The organism is Streptomyces sp. A0958 (assembly GCF_004795035.1).
GTDB lineage: Bacteria > Actinomycetota > Actinomycetes > Streptomycetales > Streptomycetaceae > Streptomyces.
This window is the reverse complement of the sequence record NZ_SSBK01000006.1, coordinates 25087-46289: the sequence shown is the minus strand read 5'-3', so window position 1 is coordinate 46289 and position 21203 is coordinate 25087. Positions and strand designations below refer to the sequence as shown.

Genomic DNA, 21203 nt, shown 5'->3' with positions numbered 1-21203 from the left:
GACCTCCTGCTGCGTCGTGGGGGAGCGTGGCGTGGGGAGAGTGCGGGATCGGGGAGAACTGCGGCGCGGGACAACTATTGGAGAGCGCTCTCCCAGTGGAGTGTTCCGCTCCTGACAAGAGCGTGTCAATAGTTCGTGTCGTCGGTTCACGCCTCGCGCCCGTCGTGTACCGGGATGCCCAGTGCCCCCAGGAACGCCGTTGCCGCAGGCGTGCGGCCCGACCGGCTCCAGGCGGCGTGCTGTACGCGGGCCGGGGCGTCGGAGACGTCGACGGCGACGATGCCGGGGAGCCGGTCGGCGTACGCCGGGGGGAGCATCGCCACCGCGAGGCCGGGGGCGACCAGGCTGGCGATGTAGTCGGCGGTGGTGACCTCGAAGGCGACGTCGCGGACGAGGCCGGCGGCCGAGAATGCCTGGTCGGTCTGGGCTCGGCCGGCCGTGCCCGCGGGGAAGTCCACGAAAACCTCCGAGGCGAGCCGGCGCAGGTCCACGGAGGGCGCGCCGGCCAGCGGATGGCCCGGGGCGACCACGGCGACGAGGCGGTCGCGGGCGAGTTCGTGGGAGGCGAGGCCCCGGGGCCGGGCGGTGGTGGGCAGTCCGAGGAAGGCCACGTCGAGCGCGCCCTGACGGACCTGTTCGGCCAGCTCGTCGCTCGCGCCCACCCGCAGGCTGATGCGCACGTGGGGGTAGCGGTGGCGGAAGTCGCGGAGCGCGGCGGGGATGTCGACGGCGGTGACCGTCGGGATCAGGCCCACGGCGAGTCGGCCGCGCACCTCGCCCACCGCCGCGGCGACCTCGGCGGCGGCCCGTTCGGCGGCCTCCAGGCACTGGCGGGCGGCCGGGAGGAACGCCTCACCGGCCGGGGTGAGCCGCACCCGGCGGGTGGTGCGCTCGAAGAGCCGTGCGCCCAGCTCCCGTTCGAGCCGGCCGATCTGGTGGCTCAGGGCGGACTGGACGACGAGGCACTGCTCGGCGGCCCGGGTGAAGCTGTTCGTCTCGGCCACCGCGATCACGTAACGCATCTGCTGAAGCTCCATGGACTCATCGTGTATCCATCTCGGATCGAGATCAATGCGGTGACAGACATGTATTGGACTCATGAGTGACCCCACGTGAGACTTCGAGGCATGACAAGCAGACCCCTGCGGGGGGCCCCCGGCGGGGCAGGTGGTTTCCGTCCCGGAACCCTGTCCCGCACCGCCCTGACCGCGCTCGCCCCCGCGGTGTGGGGGACCACCTACATCGTCACCACCGAGTTCCTGCCGGCCGGTCACCCCCTGTTCGCGGGGTTCCTGCGCGCACTGCCCGCCGGCCTGATCGCCCTCGCGTTCACCCGCGTGCTGCCGCGCGGGGCCTGGTGGGGGAAGGCGGCGGTGCTCGGCGTGCTGAACATCGGCCTGTTCCTGCCGCTGCTGTTCATCGCCGCCGAACGCCTTCCCGGTGGCGTCGCCGCGACCCTGGGCGCCGCCCAGCCGCTCGTCGTCGCCGTACTGACCGTGACCGTGCTGCACCAACGGCGGTCCGCCCGGCCGTTGTTGTGGGGTGCGACCGGCGTGGTGGGCGTCGGCCTGGTGGTGATCGGCCCCAGTGCGGCGCTGGACACCGTCGGGGTGGTCGCGGGTCTCGCCGGGGCGGCCACGATGGGCCTCGGCGTGACGCTCACCAAGCGGTGGGGCCGCCCCGAAGGGGTCAGCCCGCTCGCCTTCACCGGCTGGCAGCTCACCGCCGGGGGCCTCTTCCTGGCGCCCCTGACCTTCCTGGCCGAGGGCGCGCCTCCCGCGATCGACGGGCGGGCCGCGCTCGGCTACCTCTGGCTGGGCCTGGTCGGCGGTCTGATCACCTTCGTCCTGTGGTTCCAGGGCATCGCCACCCTGCCGGTGACCTCGGTCGCGGTCCTCGGCCTGTTCTCCCCGCTCGTCGCGGCCGGCCTGGGCGCGGTCGTCCTCGGCCAGACGCTCGGCCCGGTCCAGCTCGTCGGGTTCGCGCTCGCCCTCGCCTCGATCGTCGGGGGCCAGCTCCCCGCCCCCTCCCGTACCCCCTCAGCCCCTCCAACTCCCGTAACGGAAAGGACTCCTCGATGAGGATCGCCGTCATCGGAGCCGCAGGCATGGCCGGCTCCCGCGTCGTCACCGAAGCCGCAAGCCGGGGCCACGCGCTCCTCGCGGTGTACCGCCGCAGCCGGCCGGACGCCCTGCCGCCCGGCGTCACCGCGACGGAGGGCGACGCGGACGACACCGACGCCATGGGCGCCCTGTTCGACGGCGTGGACGCGGTGGTGGCCGCGACCCGGCCGCCCGCCGGGCACGAGCACACGATCGCGGCGACCACGACGGCCCTGCTCGACGCGGCGGCGAGGACCGGGACGCGCATCCTCGTCGTCGGCGGCGCCGGCCCCCTGACGGCCCCCGGCCACCCCGCACGCCTCGTGCTCGACAGCCCGGAGTACGTACCGCCGCAGTGGCGCACGGTCGCCGCCGCCAGCTCCGCGCAGCTGGACGCCTGCCGCGCGCACCCGGCCGACTGGACCTACCTCAGCCCGCCCGCCGTACTCGAACCCGGCACCCGCACCGGCACGTACCGGCGCGGCACCACCACACTCCTCACCGCGGCCGACGGCACCTCCCGGATATCGGCGGAAGACCTCGCGGTGGCCGTGGTCGACGAGCTCGAAATGCCGTACGGGGAGCGGCGCTTCACCATCGGCTACTGAGGGCCGCCGCCCCGCAGCGCGGCGGCGATCAGGTCGTGGACCAGGAACTTCCCCGGGGCGCGGTTCTCCTTGAGCCGGGGCAGGTCCCCGGGGCCGAACCGGTCGTACGCGGTGTTCTCGGACCACTCCAGCGCGGGGCGGTCAAGGTCGCCGTCGACCTCCACGAGGTAGTCCGCCCCGTGCCGCGGCCCGTCGCCGTCGTCGCCGGTCCGGGCGGTGACGCCGAGGGCCTGTCGCGCAGCCGCCGGACCCGGAGGGGCCCTCACCCGTTCAAGGTCCCCCGGCCGTCCGTCACGGTCCCGCGCGCAGGACCTCGGCGACGACCGGCCCCGCCGCGTCCCCGCCGTGGCCGCCGGACTGGACGAGGGCGGCCGCCGCGAGGTCGTTGCTGAAGCCGGTGAACCAGCTGTCGGACGTGGCGTGCCCGTCGACCTCCGCCGAGCCCGTCTTGGCGCCCTTGTCACCGCCCACGTTCGCCATGGCCTGGGTGGCGGTGCCCTCGGCGCTGGTCGCGGTGTACCGCAGCATCTCCTTCAGCTGGGACGAGACGCCGGGCGGCAGCGGGTTGGCGACGGCGAAGGGCCGGTTGTCCAGGCTCTTCGGGACGATGTAGGGCTGGAGGAACTGGCCCCTCACGGCGGTGGCGGTGACGGACGCCATGTTGAGCGGGTTCATCTGGATCTTGCCCTGGCCGATGTACGAGGCGGCGGTTTCGGCGTCTTGCGACTCGGGCACCTTCCCGTCCCAGGTGGTGACCCCCGTCTGCCAGTTGAGGCCGATCCCGAAGTACTGGCCGGCCTCCAGGCTCAGCGCGGTGTCCCGCTTGTCCCCCAGGGGAGCGATCGGCTTGATGAACGCGGTGTTGCAGGACTTCGCGAAGGCACGCTTCAGGGTGGCGTTCGTCATCGAGAAGTCGTCCAGGTTGTGGAAGGTCACCCCCACCCAGGGCACGGTCGACGGGCACTGGACGGGGGAGTCGGCTTGGCCCAGCCCGTTCTGGATGATCATCGCGGCCGTGATGATCTTCATGGTCGAGCCGGGCGCGATCCTGGCCAGCCGGGCCGCGTCGAAGGCGTCGTCCCGGTTGTTGGCGATGGCCCGGATCGCCCCGGTCGACGGCTCGACGGCCGCGACCGACGCCTGCTCGTACTTCTTCACGCCCCGCTCGGCCGCCGCCTGGATCTTCGCGTCCAGCGTGGTCCGGACCCGGCCCGGCTCGCCCTTGACCAGGGTCAGCAGGGTCTTGTCCGCGCCGTCGGCGTTCGCGCTGTTGATCCAGGTCTCGATGCCCGGGGTGCCGCCGGCCTTCTCGCCGTACTTCTTGCGCAGCTCGTCCAGGATGCCGCCCAGCGACGGGTACTTCTCCGTGGTGAGCACCTGGCCGTTGCGGTCGACCGCCTCGATCGACGCGGTCGACGCCTCGCCCGTCTCCAGCGACTCGCCCTTGGCGAGGTCCGGGTGGATGACGGAGGGCTCCCAGTCGACGAGCGCGTGCCCGGTGGTCAGGCCGCGGACCACGGTCAGTTTCGAGGCGTACGACCAGGGCTTGGAGGTGCCCTTGTACGAGACGGTCGCCTTCACGGTGTACGGGACCGTCGAGCCGGTCGCCGCGCCGGGGGTGATCACGGCCTTGGTGACGTGCGCCGTCTCGCTGAACCCGGCCAGGGCCGGTTCCGCGTCGCCCTTGTTGTTGGTGAGCGCCGCCGCGAGCGTCGCGTCGCCCTTCGCCCACGCGGCGAGGAACTTCTTCGACGTCTCGGCGATCTCCTTCTCGGTGACCGGCCCCGTCCTCACCTCGGACGAGTCGGCGGCGGTGCTCGTACCGCCGCCCCCGCCGTCGCCCAGCCCGTCCAGGACGTTGTACGCCCCGTACCCCACCCCGCCCAGCACGAGCGCGAACGCCCCGCCGACGATGCCTATCTTCGCTCCACTGCGCATTCCCTGCTGTCCCCATCCCCCGGAGCCTCCCTCTTGAACGCGTTCAAGGGGGCTGTGCGAGGCACCTTACGGGACCGTAGTGACAGGGGACTTGGTCGTTATCGGAATGCGATGCGCAATGGCGGGAACGGTCCGCTCAAATCCAGGTGTCCAGCCACATCCGGTCCCGCCAGGAATCCTCCGGAATGGGGGTTCCGGTGTACAGCGGCCAGAAATAGATGAAATTCCAGATGATCAACAGAACGAGCACACCGGCCGCCACCGCACCCAGTGTCCGGCGCCGTTCGCCCGAGGGATCGGGTTTCGCCAGGCCGAGTTCGTAACGTGCCCCGGAGTTCGCCGCCGGGCCCAGCATCGCCCCGATCATCATCGTCACCGCGAGACACAGGAACGGCACGAAGACGACCGCGTAGAAAAGGAAGATCGTGCGTTCCTGGTACAGGAACCACGGCACCCAGCCCGCGGCCACCCCGCAGGCGATCGCGCCCGCCCGCCAGTCGCGGCGGAAGACCCAGCGCCACAGCACGTACGCCAGGGCGAAGCAGGCGGCCCACCACAGCAGCGGGGTGCCGATGGCCAGCACCTCGCGGGCGCACTTGCCGGTCGCCGAGGTCGTGCAGCCGTTCTGCTCCTCGTAGAAGTACGAGACGGGCCGGCCCAGCACGATCCAGCTCCACGGATTGGACTGGTACGTGTGACCCGACGTCAGGTTCACGTGGAACTCGTAGACCTGGTTCTCGTAGTGCCACAGGCTGCGCAGCCAGTCCGGCAGCCAGGTCCAGCTCCCGCCCCTGCCGTCGGTCGCCGCCCAGTCCCGGTAGTAGCCGTGCCGGTCCGGGTCGTTGCGGATGATCCAGCCGGTCCACGACGCGATGTACGTGACGATCGCGACCGGCACCGTCGAGACGAACGCCGGGACCAGATCCCGCCGCAGCACCGCCGTGTACGGGCGCACGGCGCCGGCCGTGCGGCGCGCGCCCACGTCCCACAACACCGTCATCAGGCCGAACGCGACCAGGATGTACAGCCCGTTCCACTTCGTGCCGAAGGCCAGGCCGAGCGAGATCCCGGCGGCGATCCGCCAGGGGCGCCAGCCGAGGCGCAGGTTCTCCGCGACCCCGGCGTCCGGACGCAGCACGCCCTCCTCGTCGACCGGCAGCGCGGCCGCGAACCGCCGCCGCGCCCAGTCGCGGTCGATCAGCAGACAGCCGAACGCGGCCAGCACGAAAAACATCAGCACCAGGTCGAGCAGCGCGGTGCGGCTCATCACGAAATGCAGCCCGTCCACCGCGAGCAGCAGCCCCGCCAGGCAGCCCAGGAACGTCGAGCGGAACAGCCTGCGGCCGATCCGGCACAGCATCAGCACCGACAGCGTGCCGAGCACCGCCACCATGAACCGCCAGCCGAACGGCGTGAAGCCGAACATCTGCTCGCCGAGGCCGATGATCCACTTGCCGACCGGCGGGTGCACCACATAGCCCGGGTCCGTCGGCACGGGCACCTGCGACGGGTCGTTCAGGATCAGCTTGTCGACGTCCTTGGGCCACGCCCCCTCGTACCCCTGGTTGATCAGCGCCCAGGAGTCCTTGGCGTAGTACGTCTCGTCGAATATCACCGCGTGCGGGCTGCCCAGCTTCCAGAACCGCAGCACGCCCGCGACCGCGGCCACCAGGAGCGGGCCGCCCCACGCCGACCAGCGCACCAGCCGGTCCGCGAGCAGCGGCGGCACGCCGAGCACCGCCCACAGCTGGTTCCCGGGCCGCGTGTACGGCGGAATCAGCCGCTCCCGCAGCCCGATTCCGGGACGCGGGGAATGGCCGAAGCGGCGCAGCCGCTGCTGCCAGGAAGTCGGCTCCGGGCCGTGCTGCTCCCCGGCGTCTTGGCCCTGCCGGGCTTCGGGCGCTGTACTCGTCACCGCGCCATCGTAGGGAACACGACTGTGGGAGCGATGCCGCCCGTGCTGGGAGGATGGGCGCTGTGACTGGAACGACTGGAACGCTCGTGCTCGCAGGAACCCCCATCGGCGACCTGGCGGATGCCCCGCCACGCCTCGCCGCCGAACTGGAGGCGGCCGACGTCATCGCCGCCGAGGACACCCGCAGGCTGCGCCGGCTGACCCAGGGGCTCGGCGTCCACACCACGGGGCGCGTCGTCTCCTACTTCGAGGGCAACGAGACCGCCCGTACGCCCGAACTCGTCGAGGCGCTGGCGGGGGGCGCCCGGGTGCTGCTGGTCACGGACGCCGGAATGCCGTCCGTCTCAGACCCCGGCTACCGGCTCGTCGCCGCCGCCGTGGAGCAGGACATCCGGGTCACCGCCGTGCCCGGCCCGTCCGCCGTGCTCACCGCGCTCGCCCTGTCCGCGCTGCCGGTCGACCGGTTCTGCTTCGAGGGCTTCCTGCCGCGCAAGGGCGGCGAACGCCTCTCCAAGCTCCGCGAGGTCGCCCGCGAGCCCCGCACGATGGTCTTCTTCGAGGCCCCGCACCGCCTGGACGACACCCTCGCCGCGATGGCCGAGGTCTTCGGCGCCGACCGGCGGGCCGCCGTCTGCCGCGAGCTGACCAAGACGTACGAAGAGGTCAAGCGCGGCCCGCTGGGCGACCTCGCCGCCTGGTCGGCCGCCGAGCAGGTACGCGGCGAGATCACCGTCGTCGTCGAGGGCGCCGGTGCCGGGGGCGAGGAACTGGACGCCGAGGAACTGGTACGCAGGGTGCGGGTGCGCGAGGAGGCGGGGGAGCGGCGCAAGGAGGCGATCGCCGCCGTCGCCGCGGACGCCGGGCTGCCCAAACGCGAGGTGTTCGACGCGGTCGTCGCGGCAAAGAATGCTGCTCGGACCGGCCACGCGGACGGCAAAGGACTATCGTGAAAAGCAAAGCGAGAGCCGCGTACCGGGCCGTTTCGCCACGACAAGGCCAAAACCGCTCCAATACTCGACAGGGCCCGGTGCGCTCCAGCCGGTAAAGGCGTCCACTGGACGAAGGACGCATTCTCCGGAGTGCTTGTCCGGCGGACAAGAGGAGCAGGCATGAGCGACATCGTAGAAACCACCGTGCACGAGGCCTACGCCTTCGCCTGCATGAGGTGCGGACACGGCTGGGAGCAGGCCTACGAGATAGAACACCACGTCGACGCCTCCCAGCACGCCTACGTGGTCTACAAGGCGGACGGCGAGCGGGTGCCCTCCCCCCTCTCCACCCCCACCTGCGCGAACTGCGGCGGGCACGTCGTACGGATCATGCGGGCCGGCCGGGTATCGACCGTCCAGCAGCTACTGCGCGACCAGAACCCCACCCAGGCGCCGGCGGGGCCGCTGCCCGCGGAGGCGCCGCGTGATCGGCACGGGTCGCGCGAGCGGCGCGAGTCGCGGGAGCCCCGGGAGCCCCGGGAGCCCCGGGAGCCCCGGGAGCCCCGGGAGGAGCCTGTGGCCGCCACCGCCGTTCCGGCGGCCGGCCACCACTGGCACCTCTCCGATCTTCTGCACCCGTTCCGCAAGTGACCTCGTAGGGCCGTGCGCCGCGATCCTCGTACGATCGTGGCCATGAGCCGTACCGAAGCCCCGCCGCTGCCCGAACCCCTCCGGGTGCCGGTCGCAGATTCGCACACCCACCTGGACATGCAGGACGGCACCGTGGAGGAGGGCCTGGCCAGGGCCGCCGCGGTGAACGTGACGACCGTGGTCCAGGTGGGTTGCGACGTGAAGGGCTCCCGCTGGGCGGCGGAGACGGCCGCCGCGCACGCCAACGTGCACGCCGCGGTGGCCCTGCATCCGAACGAGGCGCCGCGCATCGTGCACGGCGACCCGGAGGGCTGGTCACGGCAGGGGGCCCGCGAGGGCGGCGGCACCTCCGCGCTCCACGACGCCCTCGCCGAGATCGACGCGCTGGCCGCGCTGGACCACGTACGCGGTGTCGGCGAGACCGGGCTCGACTACTTCCGGACCGGGCCCGAGGGTGTGGCCGCCCAGGAGGAGTCCTTCCGGGCCCACATCGAGATCGCCAAACGGCACGGCAAGGCGCTCGTCATCCACGACCGCGAGGCGCACGCCGACGTCCTGCGCATCCTCGCGGAAGCGGGGGCGCCGCAGCGGACCGTCTTCCACTGCTACTCCGGCGACGCGGAGATGGCGCGGGTGTGCGCGGAGGCCGGGTATTTCATGTCGTTCGCCGGCAACGTGACGTTCAAGAACGCCCAGCCGTTGCGCGACGCGCTTTCCGTTGCGCCGACGGAGCTGGTCCTGGTCGAGACCGACGCGCCGTTCCTGACCCCGGCGCCGTTCCGGGGCCGCCCCAACGCGCCGTACCTGATCCCGGTCACGCTGCGGGCGATGGCGGCGGTGAAGGGGCTGGAGGAGGACGTGCTGGCGGCTGCGATCGCGGACAACACGGCGCGGGCGTTCGACTACTGAGTTCCCCCTTTCCGGGGTGCGGGGTTCCGTCCTCAAGCGCCGGACGGGCTGGGTTTGTGCGGGTCGCTCCGCGGGGTGCGGGTCGCCTCCTGTCCGGTGGGTGGGGGTGGGGGCCCTCCGGGCAGACTCCTCAAAAACGGCGTGTTCACCCGGGTGCGTGGAGGACCCGGGTCGTACGCCATTTTCTGCGGGGACTGCCCTGCACGCCCCCACCCGGTCTCGCTCGCGTGTGTTACGCCGGTGGTACGTCTGTCGCAGACGCGCGACGGGTGGTTCGGGGGCGTGCAGGGGAGTCCCCGCAGGACGACGAACGGATACCCGGATGCCACTGCGTACCCGCCGAACGTTCGTCGTCCGAGGAGACGCCCCGGAGGGCCCCCGGACCCCACCCACAGGCCGGGGCGCGCCTTTGAGCCCGTCCGGCGATTGAGGACGGAACCCTCCGCCCCGGGACGGGGCAAGCAACGGCAGGCCCCCCGCCCCAAGGGCCGTACGCTGAGTACGTGAGCACCACAGAGCCCGACGCCCTCCTGGGCCCCGCAGACATCCGCGAGCTGGCCGCGACCCTGGGCGTACGTCCCACGAAGCAGCGCGGCCAGAACTTCGTCATCGACGCCAACACGGTCCGCCGGATCGTGCGGACGGCGGGGGTGCGGCCGGACGACGTGGTGGTCGAGGTCGGGCCGGGGCTCGGCTCGCTGACGCTGGCGCTGCTGGAGGCGGCCGACCGGGTCGTCGCCGTCGAGATCGACGACGTGCTGGCCGCCGCCCTGCCCGCCACCGTCGCCGCCCGGATGCCGGACCGCGCCGACCGGTTCGCGCTGGTGCACTCCGACGCGATGCTCGTACGGGAACTGCCGGGCCCGCCGCCGACCGCGCTCGTCGCCAACCTCCCGTACAACGTCGCCGTGCCCGTCCTGCTCACCGTGCTGGACCGCTTCCCGAGCATCGAGCGGACCCTCGTCATGGTGCAGGCCGAGGTCGCGGACCGGCTGGCCGCCCGGCCGGGCAACAAGGTGTACGGGGTGCCGTCGGTGAAGGCCAGCTGGTACACGGACGTCAAGCGCGCCGGGTCCATCGGCCGCAAGGTGTTCTGGCCGGCGCCGAACGTCGACTCCGGGCTCGTCTCGCTGGTCCGCCGCACCGAACCCGTGGCGACGACGGCGAGCAAGCAAGAGGTCTTCGCGGTCGTGGACGCGGCGTTCGCGCAGCGCCGCAAGACGCTGCGCGCGGCCCTGGCCGGCTGGGCCGGCTCCGCACCGGCCGCCGAGGCCGCCCTGCTCGCGGCGGGCGTCTCGCCGCAGGCGCGCGGAGAGTCCCTGACGGTCGAGGAGTTCGCCGCCGTCGCCGAGAACAAGCCCGCCCAGAACACGCCCGGGAGCGCCGAGTGAGTGTCACCGTACGGGTCCCCGCCAAGGTCAACGTCCAGCTCGCGGTCGGTGCCGCGCGCCCCGACGGCTTCCACGACCTGGCGAACGTCTTCCTCGCCGTCGGTCTGTACGACGAGGTCACCGTGGTGCCCGCCGAAACGCTGCGGATCACCTGCGCGGGGCCGGACGCGGGGCAGGTTCCGCTGGACGCGTCCAACCTCGCGGCACGGGCCGCGACCGCCCTGGCCGCGCGGTACGGCATCGCGCCGGACGTGCACATCCACATCGACAAGGACATCCCCGTCGCGGGCGGCATGGCGGGCGGCAGCGCGGACGGGGCCGGTGCCCTGCTGGCCTGCGACGCGCTGTGGTCGACGGGCGCGAGCCGCGAGGAGCTGCTCGGGATCTGCGCCGAGCTGGGCAGCGACGTGCCGTTCAGCCTGACCGGCGGCGCGGCGCTCGGCACCGGGCGTGGGGAGCGGCTGACCCCGGTCGAGGTCGGCGGCGCGTTCCACTGGGTGTTCGCGGTCGCCGACGGCGGGCTGTCCACGCCGGCGGTCTACCGCGAGTTCGACCGGCTGACGGCAGGGACGCGGGTTCCCGAGCCCGTCGCGTCGGACGCGCTCCTGGACGCGCTGCGGACGGGTGACGCGAAGGCCCTGGCCGGTGCGCTGAGCAACGACCTCCAGGGCCCCGCCCTGTCGCTGCGCCCGTCGCTGGCGGACACCCTGGCGGCGGGCACCGAGGCGGGTGCCCTGGCCGCGCTGGTCTCCGGCTCGGGGCCGACGACCGCGTTCCTCACGGAGGACGCGGCGACGGCCCGCGAGGTCGCCGCCGCGCTGGCCGCGTCGGGCACCTGCCGCACCGCCCGCCCGGCGGCCTCCCCGGCACCGGGCGCGACGGTCCTGTAGGCGGTCAGCCCACCCGCACCGTCCGCTTCGCCAGTTCGTACGCCGGCAGCATGCCCTCGTGCTCGGCCGAGTCCAGGCCGCCCAGGTGGACCACGACCGGGCCCTCGGGCGCCGAAAGGGCGAAGGCGTGGGTGAGGCGCGGACCCTCCATGAGCACGCTGTGGAACGTGTAGGTCACTTCGGTCATGGCCTGCTTGCCTGTCGTGACCTGTGTGTACGTGACCTTGGACGTGTTCTCTTCGTCCTTGACGAAGCCCTCCAGCGTCTCGCGCGGCGAGGCGTCCTTGCTCTTCCCCTGCCACACCCGCAGGAACCCGATGTGCCCGGCCGGCTTGGCGTCGATCTCGCAGACCATGGTGACCGGGCCCTGCGTGGCCAAGTCGCCCAGCTCCGAGTCCGGGGCGACCGGCAAGACGGCTGCCGGCTTCCAGTCCTTCGCCAGCTCGAACGTCACCGGCAGCTCGCAGCCGGAACCGGAGGCCCCGACCGTGGCGCCCTCGGCCGCGGTCTTCGCGGCCGGCGCCCCGGCGGACTTCTCCGCCTTCGCTCCGCCGTCGGTGTCCGGCTCGGACGAGCAGCCGGTCAGCGCGGCCGCGGCCAGCAGTGCGGGCACCAGCCCGCGAACGGTACGACGCGTCATGAACATCCCCACCCCTTGATCGTTTGCGCGCAACGTACACCGGGCCGGGCGGGCGCTCGTACCGAGGTCCGCGCGGCGGCGACTACGCTGAAGGTCGGAGTTTTCCTCAATGCTGGAGCGTTCGTGGCCGTCAACCTCGTCAATGTCGAGCAGGTCAGCAAGGTGTACGGCACGCGTGCCCTGCTCGACGGTGTGTCCCTCGGCGTCTCCGAGGGCGACCGGATCGGTGTCGTCGGCCGCAACGGCGACGGCAAGACGACCCTGATCCGGATGCTGGCCCGGCTGGAGGAGGCGGACACCGGCCGTGTCACCCACAGCGGCGGACTGCGCCTGGGCGTGCTGACCCAGCACGACTCCCTCGACCCGCAGGCCACGGTCCGCCAGGAGGTCATCGGGGATCTCGCCGACCACGAGTGGGCGGGCAGCGCCAAGATCCGTGACGTGCTCACCGGCCTCTTCGGCGGGCTCGACCTGCCCGGCTTCGAGAACGGCCTGGACACCGTCATCGCCCCGCTCTCCGGCGGTGAGCGCCGCCGGATCGCCCTGGCCAAGCTCCTGATCGCCGAGCAGGACCTGATCGTCCTCGACGAGCCGACCAACCACCTGGACGTCGAGGGCATCTCCTGGCTCGCCGGCCATCTGCGGGCCCGCCGCTCGGCGCTGGTCTGCGTCACGCACGACCGCTGGTTCCTGGACCAGGTCTGCACCCGCATGTGGGACGTCCAGCGGGGCACGGTCCACGAGTACGAGGGCGGCTACAGCGACTACGTGTTCGCCCGCGCCGAACGGGAGCGGATCGCCGCGACCGAGGAGACCAAGCGGCAGAACCTGATGCGCAAGGAGCTGGCCTGGCTGCGGCGCGGCGCCCCCGCCCGCACCTCCAAGCCGCGCTACCGCATCGAGGCGGCCAACGAGCTGATCGCCGACGTGCCGCCGCCGCGCGACACCAGCGAGCTGATGAAGTTCGCCAACGCCCGGCTCGGCAAGACGGTCTTCGAGCTGGAGGACGTGACCGTCCAGGCGGGCCCCAAGACCCTGCTCACCCACCTCACCTGGCAGCTCGGCCCCGGCGACCGGATCGGCCTGGTCGGGGTCAACGGCGCGGGCAAGACCTCGCTGCTGCGGGCGCTCGCGGAGGCGGCCCGTACCCAGGGCGACGAGCAGCCCGCCGCCGGGAAGATCGTCGTCGGCAAGACCGTCAGGCTCGCCTACCTCTCCCAGGAGGTCCACGAGCTGAACCCGAACCTGCGGGTGCTGGAGGCGGTCCAGCAGGTCCGCGACCGGGTCGACCTCGGCAAGGGGCGGGAGATGACCGCCGGGCAGCTCTGCGAGAAGTTCGGCTTCACCAAGGAGAAGCAGTGGACGCCGGTCGGTGACCTCTCCGGTGGTGAGCGGCGCCGGCTCCAGATCCTGCGCCTGCTGATGGACGAGCCCAATGTCCTGTTCCTGGACGAGCCCACGAACGACCTGGACATCGAGACCCTGACCCAGCTGGAGGATCTGCTCGACGGCTGGCCGGGCTCCATGATCGTGATCTCCCACGACCGGTTCTTCATCGAGCGCACCACGGACCGGGTGATGGCCCTGCTCGGGGACAAGTCGCTGCGGATGCTGCCGCGCGGCATCGACGAGTACCTGGAGCGCAGGCAGCGTCAGGCCGAGACGGCGGTTCCGGCCGCGGCTCCCTCGGCCGGTGCGCAGGCGGCGGCCCCGGCGTCCGCGGTCTCCGCGCAGGCGGCCCGCGCGGCCAAGAAGGAGTTGCAGAAGGTCGAGCGGCAGCTCGACAAGATGTCGACCCGCGAGACGACCCTGCACGCCCAGATCGCCGAGCACGCCACCGACTTCGAGAAGGTCGCGAAGCTCGACGTCGAACTGCGCGAACTGGTCGCCGAGCGCGATGTGTTGGAGATGCGCTGGCTCGAACTGGCCGAGGACGCCTGACCGCTGAACCATTCGCCGTCGCAACTGTGCTGCGACGGGTGTGACTGCTGGGGCTTGTGGGGCGGGTGGTAGAAAGAAGCCTTGCCCGGTGCGGTGTATGACCGTGCCACTTCACAGGTGACAACGGAACAGGGGGACGGGCCGATGAGCCAGCCGCCCGGACAGCAGCCGCCGCCGCAGGGCGGGTTCGGAGCACCGTACGACCCGCAGACCGGTACGGGGGACGGGGCCGGTTCGTCCGGCCCCTACCCGCAGCCGGCCGGACCGTACGACGCACCCACCCAGCCAGGCCCGTACGGACAGCCCCCGGCCCAGCCCCAGCCAGGCCCGTACGGACAGCAGCCCCCGCGGCCACAGCCCGGCTACGGCTACCCGCCCCAGGGCTACGGCTACCCGCAGCCGGCCTCCGGGCAGCTTCCCCCGCACCGGATGCCGACCCAGCAGTACGGCGCGCCGCCGCCGGGCGGGCCGCGGGGCGGGGGCAGTTGGTTCCGGAGCGGGGCCGCGAAGATCGTCGGTGCCGTGCTCGCCGTGGCGCTCGTGGCCGGCGCCGGAATATGGTTCGCCGTCGGCGGGGACGGCGACGACAAGAAGCCCGTGGCGGGCCCGACCCACTCCGGCTCGCCCACCGTCTCGCCGTCGCCGACCAAGGGCAAGGCGAGGGGGAAGCCGGTGGTCAGCCCCGAGGAGGAGACGCGCACCATCAACGCCGGCGCCAAGTCCGGTGAGGCGAAGGTCCTCTGGCTCCAGAAGGGCGGCGTCGACCTGCCGGGCAGGGGTTCGCAGGTGTACGGCCCCTGGTTCGCCGGGGACACCGTCGTGAAGGCGATGTTCTACACGGTCTCGGGCTACTCGGTCTCCGACGGCACCCTCCAGTGGAGCTTCCGGCTCCCCGCCCAGATGTGCGCGGCGCCCTCGCTGCCCACCGACGACGGCAAGATCGTCCTGGGGATCAAGCACGACACCAAGACCGACGCCGCCTGCGACACGTTGCAGATGATCGACCTCAGGACCGGCAAGGCTGGCTGGCGCAAGACGTACGTGCGCAAGGGCGTCTGGGACGAGCTGTCCGACCTCGCGATGTCGATCAACGGCGGCACCGTGACCGTCGGCCGCGACAGCAGGTCCGAGGGGTTCCGGGTCAGTGACGGCAAGCGGCTCTTCGGCGAGCAGCCCGGCAAGTGCCAGCCGTTCGGCTTCGCCAGCGGGCCCGTGGCCATCGCGGCGACCAGCTGTCTGAACTCCGAGTACGACTACAAGGACCAGCAGGTGCAGCGGATCGACCCCGCCACCGGCAAGGTCCTGTGGACGTACAAGCTCAAGAAGGACTGGACGGTCTCGCAGTTCTACTCGGTCAGCCCGCTCGTCGTCTCGCTGAGGCAGCCGGACAAGTGGGGCATCCTGGTGCTCAACGACGACGGCACCTACCGCACCCAGCTCTCCGGCGGTCCGGGCGACTACGCGCCCCAGTGCGACGAGAAGCTGAGGTCGGCCAGCAACAACCTGGACAAGTGCATGGGCGTGGCCGCCGACGCGAACACGTTCTACGTGGGCACCGGGGCCGGTACGGACGCCGTGCGCAGCAACAAGATCGTCGCCTTCGACCTGACGACCGGCAAGTACCGCTGGTCGGCGGACTCGCCGGAGGGGCAGACGGTCTTCCCGCTGCGCGTCGAGAACGGCAAGCTGCTGATGTACGTCAACCCGACCCTGGAGAAGGGCGGCGGCATCGCCTCCCTCCCGTCCACCGGCGGCACCCCGCAGATGCTGCTGCGGCACCCGGCGTCGGGCGCCGAGATGGAGCTCGGCTTCGTCGGGCCGCGCGTCGCGTACGTGGGCGGGCGCACCGTTCTGATGCGGACGTGGCTCAGCGGCATCAACGGCGACGAAGAGGTGGACACGCGGTCCATGGTGGTCTTCGGGAACTGACGGACCGGAGCATCACGGCTCCATCACGGCCCGGTCCTCCCTTGGGAACAGGGGCGGACCGAACCGGGAGCGGGCCTGGGGCGGGTGGTACAAAGAAGTCCCGCTCGACTGACGTAACACTGCGGAATCCATGCCCGATTCGCTCCATTTCGCCGTGATCCACGGGGTCTTGACCGACCCGTGGAGCACGGGCGGGATCGCGGGGGAGTCCGGAACGGGCACCGGACCGCACGAAGGGGGACGCGCTGATGACCCAGCCGCCCGGACAGCAACCGCCGCAGGGGGGCTTCGGCGCTCCGCAGGAGCCGCCGCACGGGATACCGCAGCCGCCCCAGGGCCCGCCGCAGACGCCGCCGCCCGCCCAGCCGCCCCAGGTTCCGGCCGCTCCGCCGACCCCGCCGCCCGCGCAGCCGGGCTACGGCTACCCGCAGCAGCCGGGCCCGTACGACAAGCCGCAGCAGCCCGGACCGTACGGTCAGCAGCCCGGGCCCTACGGACAGCAGCCGCAGCAGCCCGGCCCGTACGGTCAGCCGCAGCCCGGGCCCTACGGACAGCAGCCGCAGCAGCCCGGCCCGTACGGTCAGCCGCAGCCCGGGCCCTACGGACAGCCGCAGCCCGGCCCGTACGGTCAGCCGCAGCAGCCGGGGCCGTACGGTCAGCAGCCGCAGCCCGGTTACGGCTTCCCGCCGCAGCAGTACCCCGGTGCCCCCGTGCCTCCCGGCCCGGGCGGCGGCGGCCCGTTCAAGGGCAAGCCCGCCGCGATCATCGGTGCCGCGGTCGCCGCGCTCCTGGTGATCGGCGGCGGCGTCTACTTCGCGACGAGCGGGGGTGGCGACGACGACGACAAGCCCGTCGCGAAGAAGAGCGAAGAGGTCCAGAAGCCGTCCGTCTCGCCCTCCGTGGACGAGGGCGACGGCAACGGCACCGGGCGGGAGGGCGACGACGACCTCAACAGCGGCCGCAAGGACGGCGAGGCGAAGGTCCTCTGGCTCCAGAAGAACGACGTCGACCTGCCGCACGGCGGCGCCGACGTGTACGGGCCGTGGATCGTCGGCGACACCGTCGTCAAGGGCATGTACCGCGCGGTGTCCGGCTACTCGGTGGCCGACGGCACGCAGAAGTGGACACTGAAGCTGCCCGCGGACATCTGCTCCGCGCCCGAACAGACCACCTCCGACGGCAAGATAGTCATCGCGGTCAAGAACGGCACCACGGACAAGGCCGACTGCTCCGCGCTCCAGCTGATCGACCTCAACACGGGGAAGGCGGGGTGGAAGAAGGAGGTCAAGAAGAGCGGGCTCTTCGACATCATGTCGGACCTCTCCATGGCCATCAGCGGCGACACCGTGACGGCCGGCCGCACCGGCGCCTCCAACGCCTACCGGGTGAGCGACGGCAAGGAGCTGTTCGGCAAGCGGAGCGGCACCTGCCAGCCGTTCGCCTTCGCCGGCGGCGCCAAGCTCATCGCCGCGACCAACTGCCGCACCGACGACCCCGAGAACCCGCAGCACGAGATCGAGGAGATCGATCCCACCACCGGCAAGCCCAAGTGGACCTACAAGCCCGCGCGCGGCTGGGAGGTCGACAAGGTCTACTCGGTGAGCCCGCTCATCGTCTCGCTCACCAAGGGCAGCAGCAGCGACGACAAGAAGTGGAGCATCCTCGCCCTGCGCGAGAACGGTACGCTCCGCTCCCAGCTGGTCGGTGACAAGGACGACAAGTTCGCCCCCGAGTGCGGGGGCCGTTTCGCCATCTTCGGCCAGCGCCTCGACGGCTGCACCGGTGTCGCGGCCGACGCCAACACCTTCTACATGGCGACCCAGGCCGCCACCAGCGGCTCCGCCCGCACCAACCAGGTCGTCGCGTTCAACTTGAACACCGGCAAGCCGAAGTGGAAGGCGAAGGCCCCGGCCGAGCGGACCATGAAGCCGCTGCGCATGGAGGGCGGCGACGTCCTGCTCTACGTGGACGCGGGCTACAGCAAGGGCGGCGGCATCGCCACCCTGTCCCCGGCCGGCGGCAGCCCGAAGATGCTGCTCCAGCACCCGGACTCCACCTCGTCGATCGAGAGCTCGTTCTACAACCCGAAGATCGTCTACCGGGACGGCCGTTCGTTCATCGCGAGCGGGCGGATCAGCGCGAGCAACGACAAGGAAGAGCTGGAGACGAAGACCATGATGGTTTTCGGCGACTGACGGCTCACCGCGGCATCCGAACACGGCCGGCCGCGGGCGGCAGCACCCCGCCCGCGGCCGGCTCCGGCCCACCGACCGCCCCTTTTTTTCTCCGAGGTACGCAACGCCATGACACAGCCGCCCCAGCAGCCGCCCAACGATCCGCCCCAGGGCCCGCCCCCGGGCGGCTTCGGTGCCCCGCAGGACCCCCCGCCCGGCGGCTTCGGTGCCCCGCAGGACCCGCCTCCGGGCGGTTTCGGTGCCCCGACCCCGCCGCCCGCCGGCCCGTTCGGCCAGCAGCCGAACACCCCGCCGGCCCCGGCGACCCCGCCCCCTGGCGGCTACGGCTCCCCGCCGCCCCCCGGCCCGCCCCAGCACCAGCCGGGTTACGGCTACCCGCAGGCGCCGCCGCCCCAGCAGCCCGGCTACGGCTTCCCGCAGGGCCCGCCGCAGAGCCACGACTACCCGACGCAAGCGGCGTACGGCTACCCGGGCCAGCAGGCCCACGGCTACCCGACCGCCCCGATGCAGCCGGCCTACCCGTCGCCGCAGCCGGGCGGCAAGGGGCCGAAGAAGTTCTCCACACAGGCGCAGATCATCGTCGCCGCCGTGGTCGCCGTGGCGCTGATCGTGGGCGGTGGTGTCTGGTACGCCTCCAGCGGCGGCGAGGGCGACAAGAAGGACGAGGCGGGCTCCTCCTCCGGCACCACGGGTGAGGGCAAGGGCGGCAAGGACGACAAGGGCACCACCGGCGGCAGCGGCAAGGAGAAGGCCCCGGCGAACGTCACGTCCACCGTCGGCTTCCAGCTGCCGCACCCCAAGGTCACCGACGTCACCACCGTCGCCGGCTCCTGGATGACCGACAAGGCCTACGTGAAGACGGGCGTCAACGAGATCGTCGGCTACGACCGGGACAAGGGCACCAAGCTCTGGTCGATCCCGCTCGACGGCCAGGTGTGCGCCGCCTCCACGCGCATGACCAAGGACTTCAAGACCGCCATCGCCTTCGAGGAGACCAAGCGGAGCAAGACCACCAAGTACGCCAACTGCACCGAGGTGGGTGCCCTCGACCTGGCCACCGGCAAGCTCGTGTGGAGCAAGTCGGTGACCGCGTCCACCAGCGGTGACCGCCCCGTCCGGTTCGACGAGGTCACCCTCAGCGGCAACACCGTCGCCGCCGGCGGCCTGGAGGGCGGCGCCGCCTTCGACCTGAACACCGGCGCCGAGCGTTGGAAGCCCAAGGTCAGCACCGACGGCTGCTACGACAACGGGTACGGCGGCGGCGAGGCCCTGGCCGTGGTCCGCAAGTGCGGTACGTACGACGACCCGCAGCTCGTCATCCAGGCGCTCAACCCGACCACGGGCGCCCCGCTCTCCTCGTACAAGATGCCGGCCGGCGTCGAATTCGCGAGCATCGTCTCCACCAAGCCCCTCGTGGTCGCCGCCGACGTCGGCGACACCGCCGGGGACGGCAGCGGCATCTCGGACTTCTTCTCGATCGACGCGGCCACCGGCAAGCTGATCACCCGTATCCCCGCCGACGCGGAGAAGTACGCGGCCAGCTGCCGTTCCACCAAGGTCGAGAGCTGCCAGCACCTCGCCGTCGGCAACAACCGGATCTACCTGCCCACCGAGGAGCACGACGGCGCGGGCGAGGACTACAACCGGACCAACGAGATCGTCTCCTTCGACCTCACCACCGGCAAGCAGACCGGCGACCGGGCCGACGCGGGCGACGGCTACACGGTCTTCCCGCTGCGCATGGACGGCGACAACATCATCGCGTACAAGGTGCCCCCGTACGACGCGGGCGGCGAGGTCGTCACCATCGACGGCAGCACCTTCAAGGAGACCGTCCTGATGCGGAACCCGAGTGACGAGGCCGTCCGGGACGCGGAGACCAGCTTCTCCTCCGACTACGCCGAGTACCGCTACGCGGAGGGACGGCTGTACATCTCCGAGACGATGGTCAGCGAACCCCGCAAGAGCTCGCTGGACGACAAGGAGTACCTGGTGGTCTGCTTCCGCACCGGCTGAGCCACGATCCACGGAAGTGGGGGTGGAACCGGCCGGTTCCACCCCCACACGCGTACCGGGCCGTGTAACTTGCAGGCCCTGGAGGGCCGGGGGGCCTGATGTCGGTGTACGGGGGGATGGCTCGATGAGTGTCCGGCTCATGGTGGTCGACGACCACCGCCTGCTCGCCGAGGCGCTCGCCTCGGCGCTGAAGCTGCGCGGCCACCGGGTGCTGGCCGCCGCCGCGCCCACCACCGGCGCGGCGGACCTGGTGGTCGGCCGGGCCCCCGAGGTCTGCCTGTTCGGCACGGCCGCGCCCGCCGTGCCCGGCACCTTCGACCCCGTCGTCCGGATCAGGCGCGAGCGCCCGCAGACCGCGGTGGTGGTCCTCGGCCCGGTGCCCAGCCCGCGCGGGATCGCCGCCGCGTTCGCGGCCGGCGCCGCCGGTTACGTCCGGCACGACGAGCGCATCGAGGGCGTCGAGCGCGCCATGGTCAAGGCCCGCTCCGGGGAGGCGGCCATCGCGCCCCAGCTCCTCCAGAGCGCCTTCGCGGAACTGCTCGACCCGGTGAGCCTGCCCGACGACGAGGGCCGGAAGCTGTTGCGGCTGCTCACCCCGCGCGAGGCCGAGGTCCTGGTCCGGGTCGCCGAGGGCGAGGACACCCGGCTGATCGCGGCCGGCATGCGGATCGCGCCGAGCACCGCCCGTACGCATGTGCAGCGCGTCCTGATGAAGCTCGGCGTCGGCTCCCGCCTGGAGGCCGCCGCCCTCGCCGCCCGTACCGGCCTGCTGGACCGGGCGGCGGGCACCTGGCAGGGGCCGGACCCCGTCGTGTGACGGTGTCCGGCCCCTGCCGTGTGAAGGGTCTCTAGCTCTCGGGTGTGTTCTCCGTCGTGGCGGGCGCCTCGGCCGGGGCCTGGGCCGGGCGCAGTTTCAGCCAGACCAGGAAGAACAGGCCCAGCGCCAGCATGGCGAGGCCGGTCCAGAGGTTGATGTGGACGCCCTCGGCCTTCTTCAGGTCGGCGTCGGACGGGTTGATCCCGGCGATCGTCACGATGATCCCGTAGACCACGAAGAGGCCGCCGATGATCCGCCGGATATCGAAGAGGCGGGCCGCCGTGGCGGACTTCTGCTCCAGGTCGGAGACTTCCTTGTGCAGGTCGGACATG

General features: G+C 72.0%; 18 protein-coding genes. 12 read left to right on the top strand and 6 right to left on the bottom strand.

What is annotated here, in order from left to right:
• Positions 1 to 146 precede the first annotated feature (146 nt).
• The gene (locus E6P78_RS08525; protein WP_136202917.1) at positions 147 to 1037 is read right to left on the bottom strand and encodes a LysR family transcriptional regulator; all 891 of its coding nucleotides are present in this window, start codon (positions 1035 to 1037) and stop codon (positions 147 to 149) included.
• A 90-nt stretch (positions 1038 to 1127) separates the two neighbouring features.
• On the opposite strand from E6P78_RS08525, the gene E6P78_RS08520 reads away from it, so the two are divergent.
• Positions 1128 to 2081: an EamA family transporter gene (locus E6P78_RS08520; protein WP_136202916.1), complete on the top strand. Its 954-nt coding sequence runs from the start codon at positions 1128 to 1130 to the stop codon at positions 2079 to 2081.
• The gene (locus E6P78_RS08515; RefSeq protein ID WP_136202915.1) at positions 2078 to 2710 is read left to right on the top strand and encodes an NAD(P)H-binding protein; all 633 of its coding nucleotides are present in this window, start codon (positions 2078 to 2080) and stop codon (positions 2708 to 2710) included. The genes E6P78_RS08520 and E6P78_RS08515 overlap by 4 nt, the downstream gene beginning before the upstream one ends.
• On the opposite strand, the gene E6P78_RS08510 is transcribed toward E6P78_RS08515, so the two are convergent.
• The 3 genes from E6P78_RS08510 to E6P78_RS08500 all read right to left on the bottom strand — a co-directional run bounded on the left by E6P78_RS08510 (position 2704) and on the right by E6P78_RS08500 (position 6563).
• Complete coding sequence (locus E6P78_RS08510; RefSeq protein WP_240799109.1) at positions 2704 to 2976, bottom strand: hypothetical protein; 273 nt, start codon at positions 2974 to 2976, stop codon at positions 2704 to 2706. The two genes, E6P78_RS08515 and E6P78_RS08510, sit on opposite strands and share 7 nt — an antisense overlap.
• Positions 2977 to 3001: 25 nt before the next feature.
• A complete protein-coding gene (locus E6P78_RS08505; RefSeq protein WP_136202914.1) occupies positions 3002 to 4648 on the bottom strand; it encodes a penicillin-binding transpeptidase domain-containing protein in 1647 nt (548 codons plus the stop codon).
• Positions 4649 to 4784: 136 nt separating this feature from the next.
• A complete protein-coding gene (locus E6P78_RS08500; RefSeq protein ID WP_136202913.1) occupies positions 4785 to 6563 on the bottom strand; it encodes a phospholipid carrier-dependent glycosyltransferase in 1779 nt (592 codons plus the stop codon).
• Between the two features lie 53 nt (positions 6564 to 6616).
• On the opposite strand from E6P78_RS08500, the gene rsmI reads away from it, so the two are divergent.
• From rsmI to E6P78_RS08475, 5 genes are all read left to right on the top strand, one after another.
• Positions 6617 to 7513, top strand: coding sequence for a 16S rRNA (cytidine(1402)-2'-O)-methyltransferase (gene rsmI / locus E6P78_RS08495; protein WP_168712586.1), 897 nt, complete (start codon positions 6617 to 6619; stop codon positions 7511 to 7513).
• 159 nt (positions 7514 to 7672) lie between these two features.
• A complete protein-coding gene (locus tag E6P78_RS08490; protein ID WP_136202912.1) occupies positions 7673 to 8143 on the top strand; it encodes a hypothetical protein in 471 nt (156 codons plus the stop codon).
• Between the two features lie 42 nt (positions 8144 to 8185).
• Positions 8186 to 9052 carry a TatD family hydrolase gene (locus E6P78_RS08485; RefSeq protein ID WP_136202911.1) on the top strand — a complete coding sequence of 289 codons (867 nt, stop codon included), beginning with the start codon at positions 8186 to 8188 and terminating at the stop codon, positions 9050 to 9052.
• 503 nt (positions 9053 to 9555) lie between these two features.
• Complete coding sequence (gene rsmA / locus E6P78_RS08480) at positions 9556 to 10443, top strand: 16S rRNA (adenine(1518)-N(6)/adenine(1519)-N(6))-dimethyltransferase RsmA (protein WP_136202910.1); 888 nt, start codon at positions 9556 to 9558, stop codon at positions 10441 to 10443.
• The gene (locus tag E6P78_RS08475; protein WP_136202909.1) at positions 10440 to 11333 is read left to right on the top strand and encodes a 4-(cytidine 5'-diphospho)-2-C-methyl-D-erythritol kinase; all 894 of its coding nucleotides are present in this window, start codon (positions 10440 to 10442) and stop codon (positions 11331 to 11333) included. Before rsmA ends, E6P78_RS08475 begins: the two co-directional genes overlap by 4 nt.
• Positions 11334 to 11337: 4 nt before the next feature.
• Here the strand turns inward: E6P78_RS08475 and E6P78_RS08470 are convergent, their stop codons facing one another.
• Positions 11338 to 11973, bottom strand: a complete 636-nt coding sequence (locus E6P78_RS08470) for a lipoprotein (protein WP_346765559.1) — start codon at positions 11971 to 11973, stop codon at positions 11338 to 11340.
• A 123-nt stretch (positions 11974 to 12096) separates the two neighbouring features.
• On the opposite strand from E6P78_RS08470, the gene E6P78_RS08465 reads away from it, so the two are divergent.
• From E6P78_RS08465 to E6P78_RS08445, 5 genes are all read left to right on the top strand, one after another.
• On the top strand, positions 12097 to 13914 hold the full coding sequence (locus tag E6P78_RS08465; protein WP_136202907.1) for an ABC-F family ATP-binding cassette domain-containing protein: 1818 nt from the start codon (positions 12097 to 12099) through the stop codon (positions 13912 to 13914).
• A 144-nt stretch (positions 13915 to 14058) separates the two neighbouring features.
• Positions 14059 to 15843, top strand: coding sequence for a PQQ-binding-like beta-propeller repeat protein (locus E6P78_RS08460; RefSeq protein ID WP_136202906.1), 1785 nt, complete (start codon positions 14059 to 14061; stop codon positions 15841 to 15843).
• A 248-nt stretch (positions 15844 to 16091) separates the two neighbouring features.
• A complete protein-coding gene (locus E6P78_RS08455; RefSeq protein ID WP_136202905.1) occupies positions 16092 to 18038 on the top strand; it encodes a PQQ-binding-like beta-propeller repeat protein in 1947 nt (648 codons plus the stop codon).
• A gap of 108 nt (positions 18039 to 18146) precedes the next feature.
• The gene (locus E6P78_RS08450) at positions 18147 to 20054 is read left to right on the top strand and encodes a PQQ-binding-like beta-propeller repeat protein (protein ID WP_136202904.1); all 1908 of its coding nucleotides are present in this window, start codon (positions 18147 to 18149) and stop codon (positions 20052 to 20054) included.
• A gap of 124 nt (positions 20055 to 20178) precedes the next feature.
• On the top strand, positions 20179 to 20871 hold the full coding sequence (locus E6P78_RS08445) for a LuxR C-terminal-related transcriptional regulator (RefSeq protein ID WP_136202903.1): 693 nt from the start codon (positions 20179 to 20181) through the stop codon (positions 20869 to 20871).
• A gap of 31 nt (positions 20872 to 20902) precedes the next feature.
• Here the strand turns inward: E6P78_RS08445 and E6P78_RS08440 are convergent, their stop codons facing one another.
• A complete protein-coding gene (locus E6P78_RS08440) occupies positions 20903 to 21202 on the bottom strand; it encodes a hypothetical protein (protein WP_136202902.1) in 300 nt (99 codons plus the stop codon).
• Position 21203 lies beyond the last annotated feature (1 nt).